The following is a 12,523-nucleotide window of genomic DNA, read 5'->3' as shown; positions in this document are numbered from 1 at the left end:
AATTACGATAATTCTCAAGAATATAGAAATATTTTGTGAATCAAGGAATGACAGGAAATAGAAGCTTCCATAAGTGATGAAATGGTCAGAAGGGAAAACTGTAATTATAAAAAATGCCCTTGGTACAGATCCAAGGGCATCTTTAATGTTACTAAAACTTCCACCTTATTTAAAAAGTACAGAAGAAAGATATTAAAGTTATGATGTAAGTCGATTCAGACAAGCAAGTTCCGGAGTACTGCGAACCTCGTCTAGCCGATAGTAATATTCATCTCCGGCATTTTTCAAAGGTCTTTCAACCCTGAAGGAATAGTGCCGTTCATCCACTTCTGTAATAATTACAGGTATGGCTTTACGTCCGTCATTGGAGATCCAGGCCTCATCTCCAACATTGAACTTTTCTGGTATTCTTTTGCTGTAGTGTAAAGGAATGATATTCTTCACGAAAACGATTTTTCTAATATCATTTTTAGGTGTTAGTATTTTTGCTATTATCTTATCCTTATTTGGCAGTAAACTGCGTTTAAGATTTGCATTGTAGCTTTTCCACGCATTTTTCAAAGCGTACATAGCTTCTCTTGCAGCTCCTTTTGATCTCAGGTATGATTCATACTGCTCAAAGCTATCAAATGACGGCCATGTGCTGTCCGTTTTCACATCTCTGGCCAGATCGCCTAGCGGTGAATTCCTGTTAACCTTTTTGCTCAACCAATCGGTGAATGTTATATGTGCTATAATATTGTCAGATGGCTCTGGCTTAGCATCAAAACTTCTAAGGCAGTGTGTCCAGTTTGAAAATCCATATTTTTTGGCAGTAATATGTAATGCCTCGATATGCCGGATTCCAAGTTCTCTTTTAAGCTTTTTTGATTCTAGTTTATAAAAATTGATCGTATGATTATGCGATTCCATTGAATTTTTATTTTATTTTATTTCACAAGAAATAAATGTCACCCACTAACCACGTCTCTTGTATGAAACAAAAGTTATTCAATTAAAAAGAATTACAGTGCTTATCAGCTTTGCTATTAGTGGGTGGCAGGCTCTGTAGAATAGACCTACACAAATATATAAAAAACCCGTTGTGCATTATGTATAAAAAGAAATAAGTTGTTCATTGTAAATGTTTTTACCACAAAACATTTACAATGAACAACTTAGGTGCAAATTACGGAAGGATTTTGGAAGTTTTACGAAAAATTTCAAGTGAAACACTCTTATCTTATCAGAGATATGTTTCCAGAATGAAAGATTTGGAAGTCGTAAGCCTTGCCTTAACCGCCGAATATATGGGAATTGATAGTGAAAATCACTTATTCCGTTAGCTTCCTCATTTTTTGAGCAATAAAATAGAACGCAGTGTTTACAATCGAAGAAAGCGAAAATTATCTTTAAGATCAATGAAATACGTTTAAAAATGGCTCAGAGTTTCAATGAATTTGAAAATTATTTTATTGTCGACAGTATGCCTTTGGAAATCTGTGAAATTTCCAGAAGTATGCGCTCCAAAATATGTAAGGATCAACAGTATTGCTTTCCTAACAGAGGTTTTTGTGCATCGCAACAAATGTCTTTTTACGGTTACAAATTGCATGCGGTTTGCTCTGTGAGTGGTGTTTTTCAAAGCGTAGAGCTCAGTCCGGCATCCATTCATGATATTCATTTCTTAAAAGATATTAAAGAACATTTGTCTGATTGTATTTTGTTTGGTGATAAGGATATCTCTCGTCATAGGTACAAGTAGATCTTTTCAATTATGCGAATATTACTTTGGAAACTCCAAAAAGAATTAATCAAAAAGACTACAAACCTCAATTTTAACTCTTTAAAAAGCATAGAAAAAGGATTGAAACTTTATTTTCTCAGCTGTGTGACCAATTTATGATTAGACGAAATTATGCGAAGACCTTCGAAGGATTTAAAACAAGAATTTTGGCAAAAATCACAGCACTAACAATTGTTCAATACATCAATAAAAACTACTTAAACAGAAATATTAACAATCTAAAATCAAACATATTTTAAAATGCACAACGGGTTAAAAAATATTATTTTAAAGAGATTTTTTTTGATGTATTCACACCTTATTAGTTGTTAGCTTGAAGCCTTATGTTAAAAACTTATTTTTGTGATTTCACATAACAACAAAACAATCATTCTACTCGGGGTTACTTTACAGAAAAGATTAGAATTTATAAATTACGAAATGTAACAACTGTATTTCTACGAATACACCCAACTTTCAAAGGATGAACAATATGGTTTAGTTTTTACTAAAAGGGAATTTATTGATTCTACGTTAATAATAATGTGAAGTCTACCCTGTATCAACTATTTTTTAGCTTCGGCAAGTTTTGTATATGCCTCAATATCAAAATTAAAGAATTCTTGCAAGGTGACATTCAGTTCTCTGATAATTACCAATAATGTTTCAAATTCTGGATTGGTATTGCCTCGTTCCAATTCACCAATTGTTTTTTTTACAAGACCAGTTCGTAATCCTAATTCTTCTTGAGATATAGGCTTTCCAGTCTCGGGATTTATAATTTTTTGTCTTAACTCAAAAATCCTATAACCAAGAGCTTTTTTTGCATAAGTAAAAGTTAAATCTTTCATTAATTGTAAAATTCTTGGTTTAGAATCAAATTTTAGGATACTTATAAGTGTCTTTTGTGTTTTTTTATTATATTTGTAAAATAAGTTACTGCAATGTAACTTTGCGATACTTCAAAGAATTATAGAAGCTATTGCTTAGAATCTCGCCCGAAAACTGGTAATTTTTAACACACGAGAGGATAAGTAAGAAGCTCACGACCTAGGGCGTGGGCTCTCTTATCTGTGTGAAGGGTATACCAGTACCTCAGGGCGGATATAGTAGAGTTCCACGTCGTTTTATTTCCAATGCTGTCAGCTTTTCTCTACATTCTAAGCCGCTTCCACAAAATACAGTATCAGACTGCACGATACAATAAGGTGTACAACTTATTGCGGCTTTACAGCTTTCACGGGACACAATTTCATTCATATTATTTCAAGATGTGCTGGGGCAGGAGGTTTTGCTATGTCCTTACTGAAGCTTCCTCCCAAGCATCATCAAATAGACACGCTAAAAACATATTAAAGAAAAAGAAAGTGTAACGTAACCATATAAAAATAAAAGCCCTTTCCACAAAAGTTGACCGCTAGCGTAGGAAAGAGCAAAGTTTAACGAATTAAACCTATTCAAAAGTATGAAAAAAAACTTTTGCAGCCTAAGTCATCTTCAATTGGCTTTTGGCTTCACCTTGCTCGTCTCCGGCGTAGCAATAGGGCAGATGCGCACCATTACAGGCACTGTCACTGAAAATAGCCATCCAGTCAAAGGCGTCTCCGTATTTCAGGAGGGTAGTGAGGAAGTGGCTGTGACCAATGCAGCAGGCGTTTACCGTGTCCAGGTGTCAGGAGAAAACCCGGTGATCATTTACCGGCATCCGGACTATCCCGAACGAAAAATCACTTTAGGCAGCAGGATAACCGTCAATATCTCATTAGGGAAAGAAAAAGAAATTGAGGAAGTTGTTCTCAATGCAGGTTATTACAAGGTCAAAGACAAGGAAAGAACAGGAAGTATTGCCAAGATCTCGGCCAAAGACATCGAAAATCAACCTGTAACCAATGTGCTTGCATCTGCACAGGGCAGAATGGCAGGTGTCAGCATTACCCAAAACTCGGGAACCGCAGGCGGAGGATTCGAAGTCCAGATCAGAGGAAAGAACAGTCTTCGTCCAGAAGGAAATTATCCTCTGTATATTGTTGACGGCGTTCCCTTGAATTCGCAGTCCAATGCGCTAACCTCTCTTTCAGCAGGTATTTTGTCAAAAGGAGAGGCTAGCCCGCTTAACTCTATCAATCCAAATGATATTGAGAGTATGGAGGTGTTGAAGGATGCCGATGCGACAGCAATATACGGTTCAAGGGGTGCTAATGGTGTTGTAATTATTACGACAAAAAAGGGAAGTTCCCGCAAGGCGTCACTTGAATTTACGATGAGTACGACCATTTCCAAAGTAAACCGATTTATTGAAATGGCAAATACTTCAGAGTATCTCCAGTTGAGAAAGGATGCTTTTAAGAACGACAATATTTCTACATATCCTGTAACGGCATATGATCTCAACGGCAAATGGGACCAGTCACGGGAAACAGACTGGTACAAGACCTTTATCGGAAATACCTTCCTCAGCCAACAGCAACAGCTTTCATATTCAGGTGGAAATACGCAGAATCAATACCATTTGGGAATTCATCATCAGGAGCAGGGAACAGCTTTCGGAAATGGGATGGGCTATAAAAGATCAGGATTCAATTTAAGCAACACCTATTCATCAGAGGACAGAAAGCTCAAGATAAGCCCTACCATTTATTATACTGTTCAGGACAATAACCTTAATGATGCCGATCTGACAAGGCAGATTCTCCTCGCTCCCAATGCACCGGCCCTGTACAATCCAAATGGTAAGCTTAACTGGGAAGGCAACACATTTGCCAATCCACTCGCAAAGCTTGAAAATAAGTACAGTTCAAAGATCAAAACCCTGACATCTAATATGAATGTTGATTATCGGTTATTTGAAGATTTGTCACTGAAACTCAATGCAGGATATACGCTTACGGAGCAGAATGAATCCCGACTCAATCCGTCGACCGCCTTTAATCCGTCGACCGGCGCCAACAGCAGTACGTCAGTGAGATACGACGGGGTGGTGGTGCGTGACAGCTGGATTATCGAACCACAGCTTCACTGGAATAAAAAATGGACTCATCATAAGTTAAGTGCATTGGCAGGAATGACCGTAGAGGAAAGGAAGGATCAGATCCTGCGTCTTCAGGGAAGCGATTTTTCTTCCAATGACCTTATAGGCAATCTTTCCAATGCCAAAGTACAAAAGGTTTTGGAAGATAATGAAGTGCAATACCGTTATAATGCCTTTTTCGGGAGGTTCAATTATGATTATTCGGGAAAATATATTGTGAACCTTACTGCAAGGAGGGATGGTTCAAGCCGTTTCGGTCCGCAGAAGCGATTTGCGAACTTTGGAGCTGTAGGAGCAGCGTGGATCTTTTCGAAAGAGTCTTTTCTGGAAAACAATCCGTGGCTGAACTTCGGCAAGCTGAGAATGAGCTTAGGAACTGCCGGAAGCGATCTTATCGGGGACTACCAGTTTATGGACACCTATACCACCACCACCCAGATCTATGATGGTGTTTCGGGAATTTACCCGTCGAGACTTTTCAATCCTGATTTCAGTTGGGAAAAGACGACAAAGCTGGAAACAGCTTTGGAATTAGGTCTTTTCAAAGATAAGGTCAACCTGACAGTAGCATATTACCAGAACCGGTCTTCCAATCAGCTGGTAGGTCTTCCATTGGCAGCTACCACAGGCTTTTTAACCGTGCAGAGCAACTTTCCTGCAAAGGTGCAGAACACAGGTGCGGAAGCAGAGCTGAATGTCAATCTTATCCGTAAGAAAGACCTCCGATGGTCAGTCGCGGCCAATCTAACGGTTCCCCGAACGAAGCTCCTCGAATTTGACAACATTGAATCCACCTCCTATGCGACGATGTACGAGGTTGGGAGTTCAATGAATATCAAGAAGGTGTATGAGCTAAAAGGTGTAAATCCCGATACGGGTGTATATGAGTTCAGTGATCTGAACGGTGACGGGAAGATCGATCTGAATGACAGGACCAAAGTGGTTGATATCGGAATGAAATTCTTCGGAGGGCTCAGCAGCCAGATCAACTATAAGAACTGGTCATTCGCCTTTTTGATCCAAGGCGTCAAGCAAAGACAATACAGTCTGGACTACAGCATCTCATTGCTGGGCATCATGTCCAATGTCCCGTCCTATATGCTGGACTACTGGACACCCGAAAACAGGGATTCACGTTATCAGCGTCCCGGCACAGGAACCAATTCCGATGTGACCCGTGCCCATTCCCTATACCAAAGCAGTGATGCGGTCATTGTTGACGCTTCATTTATCAGGCTCAACAATGTTCAGCTAAGCTATAAGATCCCATTGAAAGAAGGTCTCATTCGTGACCTTACACTACAGGCACAGGCGCAGAACCTTTTCACGATCACAGGATACAAGGGACTGGATCCCGAAGTTGCCGGCTTTTATCTGCCTTCCATTAGATCATACTCATTAAGCGCCACCCTTAAATTTTAAGTTATGAAAACAGAAACAAACTATATCAAGAAACATATCGGCAAAAAGCTGTTTGTAGTTGGAGCAGTAGCCGTATTGATCTGCTCGGTCGGCTGTGAAAAATTCCTCGAAGTGGATGAGCCGCAGAACCAGATCTCTCAAAGCATGGTGTTCAAAGACAAGAAACTGGCGTATGCGGCACTTTCCGATGTCTATTCCAACCTGCGAAGCAATACCCTGCTGAATGGAGGGCTGGCGGGTGTAGGAACATTGATGGGGTGCTATACCGATGAGCTGACCTCTGTGAGCAATCAGCCTGTCGACTTCAGAAGCTTTTACGAATTAGGTGTTCAGCCCAATACACCAACGGTCAATACTATCTGGGTCAATTCGTACAAACAGATCTATGCTGTGAACAGCATCATTGAAGGGGTTTTGCGGAGCGTTGCCTACCTTGATGAGAGTACGATGCTTCAGATCTTGGGGGAAGCCTATTTTATCAGGGGATTGCTCCATTTCTATATGGTCGGACTGTATGGCGATATCCCATATGTTTCAACGACAGATTACAATATCAATCAGTCAGTATCAAGAATGCCTGTTAGCGAAGTGTACCTACGAATCGAGGAGGATCTGAAAAAGGCTGAAACGATGTTAAGCGATACCTATCCGAGTGCTAACCGCACCCATATCAATCGTTCGGGGGTAAGGCTTTCCCTCGCAAGACTATACCTCTATCAAAACAAATGGTCAGAAGCGAAGAATTACGCATCACTGGTCATCCAGAATCCTGCGTATTCCGTGGACCAGGACCTCAGCAAAACATTTTTAAAAGATTCAAAAAGTGCCGTTTGGCAGTTTATGCCGATAGATGCAGGGATCAACACTCTGGAAGGTCAGTATTATACATTTTTGACACTCCCGCCAGCCAATGTGGTTCTGTCGCAGAGCCTGCTTAATTCTTTCGAATCAGGAGATCAGAGAAAAGTACAATGGACAAAGACTTTGTCCAATTCCCAAATGACCTATTCCCACGCTTATAAGTACAAGCAGTACAATAAAACGTCGACCACATCATTGGAATATTCAGTGGTGCTAAGAATTGAAGAGGCTTATTTAATTCTTGCGGAATCAGAAAATGAACTGGGGAACACAGGATCTGCACTTATTGCGGTCAATAAATTGCGAACCCGTGCCGGACTGACTGCACTGAGCGGGCTTTCTCAGCAACAACTCAGAACTGCCATCTTGGATGAGAGGCGTCACGAACTGTTTACAGAGTACGGGCACCGCTTTTTTGATCTGAAAAGAAAAGGCTTGCTGGATAATACCATATCTCCATTAAAGCCGGCATGGCAAAACTTCCGAAAACTGCTGCCTTTGCCTGAAAGAGAACTATTTGCCAACCCAAAACTCAATCCGCAAAATGAGGGATACTAATATCAGAAAAGTAAGCAGGAAAATAAATGTTCTTTCAGTGATCGCTTTGATGGTCTTCTCGATCAGTCTCTTCAAAGCCCAGCAGGGATTTGAACCTGAAACTTTTAGGCAGTGGTACCAGCTGGGCAACATATCCGTCAGCGATGACGGGAAATACAGCTATTTTATACGGAAGTATGATGACAGGAAAAGAGATGCTGTACTGTTAAATAATGTTACGGGGAATAAAATAGTAGGCGGTCTGGCGGTGAAAAGCGACTTCGGTAGCGATCTTTTTATAGCGTTGGATCAAAACGGAGTATTGGACGTCATCAACCTGAAAAATGAAAAGCGTTTAAAAATAGATCAGGTAAAAGATTTTTACATTTCTGAAAAAAATAACAGTTGTTACCTGTTGATGAATGATGGACAACTCAATATGATGAAATCTGACCAGTTGAAATCTTTTCAGATTGCAAAAAATATCGGCAGACTTGAGATCTCTTCGGATAATAAATGGATGCTGGCGATGTCTGATCAGAGTTCTCTTCTTGTACAACTGGAAACTGAGATCAGAAGGAATCTGGGTTTGGTCGATAGATCTAATTTCGTTCGGTGGAATCCAATTTCGTCGTCTTCAAAATTTGATATTCTGGTTGCAGCGGGAAATAATTATAAAATGGTCACGTATGATAAGAAAGGAATTTTGATCAAAGAAATTGATGTTGAAAACCCAGGAAAGGACTTCAGGCTTACAGGATTCACAGATAGTGGTCAATTGATCGCTATACGAGGGAGGTCTGCAAAAAAGTTGCAGGATAGCATAGAGGTTTGGAGAACGGATGATCTGGCACTCGGGACCAATCTTAACAAACGTGAGGGGCTGTCTTTCGATGCGTTAATTATTGACCCTGTGAAGAAAACATCAGTTTCTTTCCCATATACGGAAGGTATAACAGATGTAATGCTGGTCTTTGATGATCAATACTTGCTCGAAGTGATGGCCTATGCGAATGAAAATTTTACGGATGAACATTTGATACCGGGCATCAGGCTTAAAAATCTCAGCAGTGGCACGGTGGAATTCTCAGTACAACGAAGTCCCTCTTTTATTCCGACCAAAACAGGAAAGTTTTTCTATTTTGAAGGGAAAGACTGGTGGATGTATGATCCGGTACTGAAAGTCAAACGAAATCTTACCGCAGAAGTTGATGACCAGTTTTTCTCCTACAACAGGCAGAATGTCAAATCAACCTTACCTATTGGCGATCTTCATTTTTCCGAAGATCAGCAGACGGCATATGTAACAGGTAAAAATAATATCTGGAAAATGGATACGGGAACGGGCAGATTTACCAATCTTACACGATCAAAAGACAAAAATATTGCTTTTGAGATCTTAAACAGGTCTTCCGAACCGATAGATAAAATGAAATGGACAGAGTTTAATACAATCAAGGAAGACTGGCTGTTAATAAAAACATTGCATCAAAATCAATTGCAGGAAGGTCTTATCGTTGTGAGGGACAAAAAAACAACAGTCATAGAAGAACCTCGAATTATACAGATCGACAATGTGTTGATCGAAAATAATTGTATTTCCTATACCGTAGAAAACTCAAGACATCCGCAGGAATTGAAGCTGTACGATCTCAAAAAGAAAAAGTTACAATCGGTCTATTCTTCAAACGAGGGGAATCTGGCAAGTATGGCACTGCCTGCCTCAGAGCTGATTTATTATACGGACAAGCACGGAAACGAAACCTATACTGCGGTGATTCTACCTCCGGATTATGACCCTGCTAAAAAATACGCTGCTATTGTACGTGTTTATGAAAATACAGCTTCGTCGGTAAAGAAATTTGTCTCGCCATCATTTTATAATCAGCCCGGATTCAACAGATCATTGACAGCAATGGACGGCTATATCGTTATTATGCCCAGAATATTCTATCAGATCAACAGACCCGGAGAGTCTGCATTGGAAGCTGTGGAAGAGTCTGTGAATAAGACAGCAGAAAAATTCAGCATTGACAGAGATAGACTAGGTATTATCGGTGAGTCTTTCGGCGGGTTTGAAGTGAATTATATCATAGCCAATACAAAGATGTTTAAGGCAGCTGTTAGCGGTGTGTCACTTTCGGACATTACAGCATCATACTTTTCGATGAGTAAAAAATACCTCCGTCCCGATATTTGGCGGTATACGGATCAAAGCTTCAGGTTTTCCGGAAATTTCTATGAACTGAAAGATGTTTACATCAAGCAAAATCCGGTTTTTCACGCTGACCGTATTGATACCCCTTTGCTGATATGGACAGGAAAAGAAGACAACCACGTCGACTGGGAACAGAGTGTTGCGATGTTTATCGCTTTGAAAAGCCTGGCAAAGCCTGCGGAGCTTATACTCTTTCCGAAAGATGGTCATGCGTTGCAGAGACCTTCAAATCAGATACAGGCAACAATTAAAATAGGAGAGTGGTTTAATAAGTACCTGAAACAGTAAGTGCTACCATAATTTTCAACAAAAACGAACTCCTAAAAAGAGTTCGTTTTTGTTTTCTAAGAATAAAGATCAATTACTAAATCTTAAACAGAAGAAAGGCTGCCTTTTGTGAGACAGCCAGATTGATCTAAGGTTTGAATAATTGCTCAGGGCAGCTCGTTCCCTGAAGTTCGTAGAGCTGGTTTCCTACTGTGTCCTCACATATGAAGGGAGTAGCGACATCTGAACATGCGACATGCATGTTTTCGCATGTTGGATTTTGAGGATCAGACTCATCGATTCTGTATCCGTCAACAATTGCTTTGTCAGCTGTTTTAAAACTTTGTGTGACAAAAGCTGCACCTGAACCCATAAGGATCACAAATGCGGGTAAAATGAACTTTTTCATAATAAAAAGTATTTGATGATTATGCTTACTCTTTTTTCAGGTTTTCAGCTTTCCCTGTCTGAAAATGTTTCGATACAGACTGCGCATATCTGTATCTCACAATTTCATTTTCTGTAATGGTATAGAAGAATTTTTGTGTTGCAAGCATCTGGCTCATTCCTGAATTGTTTTTGTTGGTGATATAAAAACTACCAAAATATTCCTGTTTAATGATATTATACATATCAACGACACTGGATTTCTTCCAGAGTTTCTGCGACTCAAATTTACCTTTGATATTAGATTGGTTAAAAAGGACATCGCCGTAAGTAGATGCATTGACATTGACGATCATTGGTGGCGCTGCCATCTTCCGATGACCATCCTGCTTGGTTACAATCTTAAGTTTCGTGCTGTTTACGGTATCAATCGTTTTCAGATGTTGAAGTCCTGAGAAATCCAGGTTGCTTACACTAAAAGTATTTTTGTAATAATGGACAAATATTAATTTGTCTGCATCTGAACTGTACAGTAATTTTCCGTCTGTGGAAAAGACTCCGTCTCCATCCGATAAGATCATATCATTATTGATGACCACACTTTTGGAATCTTCTATTTTCAAAAGCCCTAAAACATGCTTGTCGCTTGTCGAGCTTTTTGCTCTGAAAACAATCGATGTGCTATCGGGAACCACATAGTCATTAAAATAGACATCTTTAAAACTGTAAACATTCAAGGCTGAACTTCCTAACTTTGCCCGGTAGATAATTGGTGCGCTTCCGTCAGCCACATAGACGAAAGGAAATCTTACAACTGTTTTCAAATTTTTCAGAATGAGTTTGCTCTTTGGAGGGACAAGCTGATATTGCTGAATTGTCTTAAAACTATTATCAACGATACTGAGCGTAAAAGGCGAAGTATAATTTCCAAGATAGATATTTCCGTTATGCTCGCCTGCAAAATAGTATGAGTTGACTTTAAGATCCAGTTTGTTTTCTTCAATAACAGGATGGATGAGAAATCTTCTCGTAAAATTATTTTCTTTCTTAATGATGTGCTCAGACGAAAAAAATAATGCGACAACGATCAGACAGCTTAGGAAATTGGATAACAGTAAAAAATAAATACTTCGTCGCAATCCATTGGTCTTAACCCTTTGTTGTAGGATAACAGATGCCACTCCAATTGCCACACAGAAAATATTAAAAATGAGATGCTCGGTCCATCCCAGATCTTCAAGTATGCCACCGCAGGAACATGGAACAAAATCACTGTAATTAAGAATAAGATAGATGTAGATCGTAAATGCAGACATCAAAGCTGTCGCTGCATAGAGTGCAGGAATCCTTGTCCTTTCAAATATCAGGAGTATAGAAATTAAAATCTCAATAATTATAACGGAGTAAGAAACCATTCCAGCATAAGCGCTCAGCAAAGGTGACTGTCCGATCTGGATCTGAAAATTCTCAAAATCCATCATTTTACTGATACTTGCGTAGCAGAAGAGCAGTATGAAAAAATAGCTGACAAATTCTATAAATCTTGTTCTGAAAGTTTTCATAATTCTTTTATTTTATCCTTTTCTAACTAAAATCCATTTGACGTTCTTTCCGCAATATGCCGGCATCATTTCACCTTTTGATACATAAATTGAAGTACTGATCCGTCCTTCGATTTCCCATTCTCCACTTGCGGTACATCTCTTTCCGGTGCTTAAGATCACTTTCTGATTTTCCATTTTAAACTGTATCAGTTAGCAGAGGTCATCTTCACCAGATCGTATCCCGCACTGTCCTCCAGTGCTGCTTATCCTTTTTGGGTTCATCATCATCACCCGTCTCAAAATTATTAGAGCCCTTTGCTTCTGAGTATACATCAGCATTCTTTGATGATTCTTTGTTTTTGAGGGTTTCAATTTTGATCTTCTCGTGTTCTGTGGGATTTAAATCAGACTCAGATCTTTCACAGGACTGCATAAACAATGCAGCTATTAAACTTAAAATTGAGATATACTTTTTCATTTTTTACTAATGGTTT

9 protein-coding genes and 1 pseudogene are annotated in these 12,523 nt (G+C 39.4%); 4 read left to right on the top strand and 6 right to left on the bottom strand.

All coding sequences use genetic code 11. The annotated features are described in order from the left end of the window. Positions 1-198 precede the first annotated feature (198 nt). A complete protein-coding gene (locus BMW64_RS08365) occupies positions 199-912 on the bottom strand; it encodes a YozE family protein (RefSeq protein ID WP_089999535.1) in 714 nt (237 codons plus the stop codon). A gap of 236 nt (positions 913-1,148) precedes the next feature. Between BMW64_RS08365 and BMW64_RS08360 the strand changes: the two are divergent. Continuing rightward, positions 1,149-2,025: pseudogene (locus tag BMW64_RS08360) on the top strand (IS982 family transposase). A gap of 306 nt (positions 2,026-2,331) precedes the next feature. On the opposite strand, the gene BMW64_RS08355 reads toward BMW64_RS08360, so the two are convergent. Continuing rightward, entirely contained in the window at positions 2,332-2,616 is a 285-nt protein-coding gene (locus tag BMW64_RS08355; protein ID WP_089999534.1) for a helix-turn-helix transcriptional regulator, read from the bottom strand. A 614-nt stretch (positions 2,617-3,230) separates the two neighbouring features. Between BMW64_RS08355 and BMW64_RS08350 the strand changes: the two genes are divergently transcribed. From BMW64_RS08350 to BMW64_RS08340, 3 genes are read left to right on the top strand one after another with little or no spacing between them, the layout of a single operon-like run. Next, the gene (locus BMW64_RS08350) at positions 3,231-6,215 is read left to right on the top strand and encodes a SusC/RagA family TonB-linked outer membrane protein (RefSeq protein WP_089999533.1); all 2,985 of its coding nucleotides are present in this window, start codon (positions 3,231-3,233) and stop codon (positions 6,213-6,215) included. A 3-nt stretch (positions 6,216-6,218) separates the two neighbouring features. Continuing rightward, positions 6,219-7,634, top strand: coding sequence for a RagB/SusD family nutrient uptake outer membrane protein (locus tag BMW64_RS08345; protein WP_089999532.1), 1,416 nt, complete (start codon positions 6,219-6,221; stop codon positions 7,632-7,634). After that, complete coding sequence (locus BMW64_RS08340; RefSeq protein ID WP_089999531.1) at positions 7,621-10,119, top strand: alpha/beta hydrolase family protein; 2,499 nt, start codon at positions 7,621-7,623, stop codon at positions 10,117-10,119. The genes BMW64_RS08345 and BMW64_RS08340 overlap by 14 nt, the downstream gene beginning before the upstream one ends. A 127-nt stretch (positions 10,120-10,246) precedes the next feature. On the opposite strand, the gene BMW64_RS08335 is transcribed toward BMW64_RS08340, so the two are convergent. From BMW64_RS08335 to BMW64_RS08325, 4 genes are read right to left on the bottom strand one after another with little or no spacing between them, the layout of a single operon-like run. Beyond that, positions 10,247-10,507: a DUF6520 family protein gene (locus BMW64_RS08335; RefSeq protein WP_089999530.1), complete on the bottom strand. Its 261-nt coding sequence runs from the start codon at positions 10,505-10,507 to the stop codon at positions 10,247-10,249. Positions 10,508-10,532: 25 nt separating this feature from the next. Beyond that, a complete protein-coding gene (locus BMW64_RS08330; RefSeq protein WP_089999529.1) occupies positions 10,533-12,047 on the bottom strand; it encodes a MauE/DoxX family redox-associated membrane protein in 1,515 nt (504 codons plus the stop codon). Positions 12,048-12,059: 12 nt separating this feature from the next. Further along, the gene (locus tag BMW64_RS20645) at positions 12,060-12,224 is read right to left on the bottom strand and encodes a hypothetical protein (RefSeq protein ID WP_177175260.1); all 165 of its coding nucleotides are present in this window, start codon (positions 12,222-12,224) and stop codon (positions 12,060-12,062) included. Positions 12,225-12,255: 31 nt separating this feature from the next. Next, positions 12,256-12,507 carry a hypothetical protein gene (locus BMW64_RS08325; RefSeq protein ID WP_089999528.1) on the bottom strand — a complete coding sequence of 84 codons (252 nt, stop codon included), beginning with the start codon at positions 12,505-12,507 and terminating at the stop codon, positions 12,256-12,258. Between the last annotated feature and the right edge of the window lie 16 nt (positions 12,508-12,523).

It is taken from the genome of Chryseobacterium taichungense, assembly GCF_900109935.1.
Lineage (GTDB): Bacteria > Bacteroidota > Bacteroidia > Flavobacteriales > Weeksellaceae > Chryseobacterium > Chryseobacterium taichungense.
This window is presented reverse-complemented; position numbering and strand designations above follow the sequence as displayed.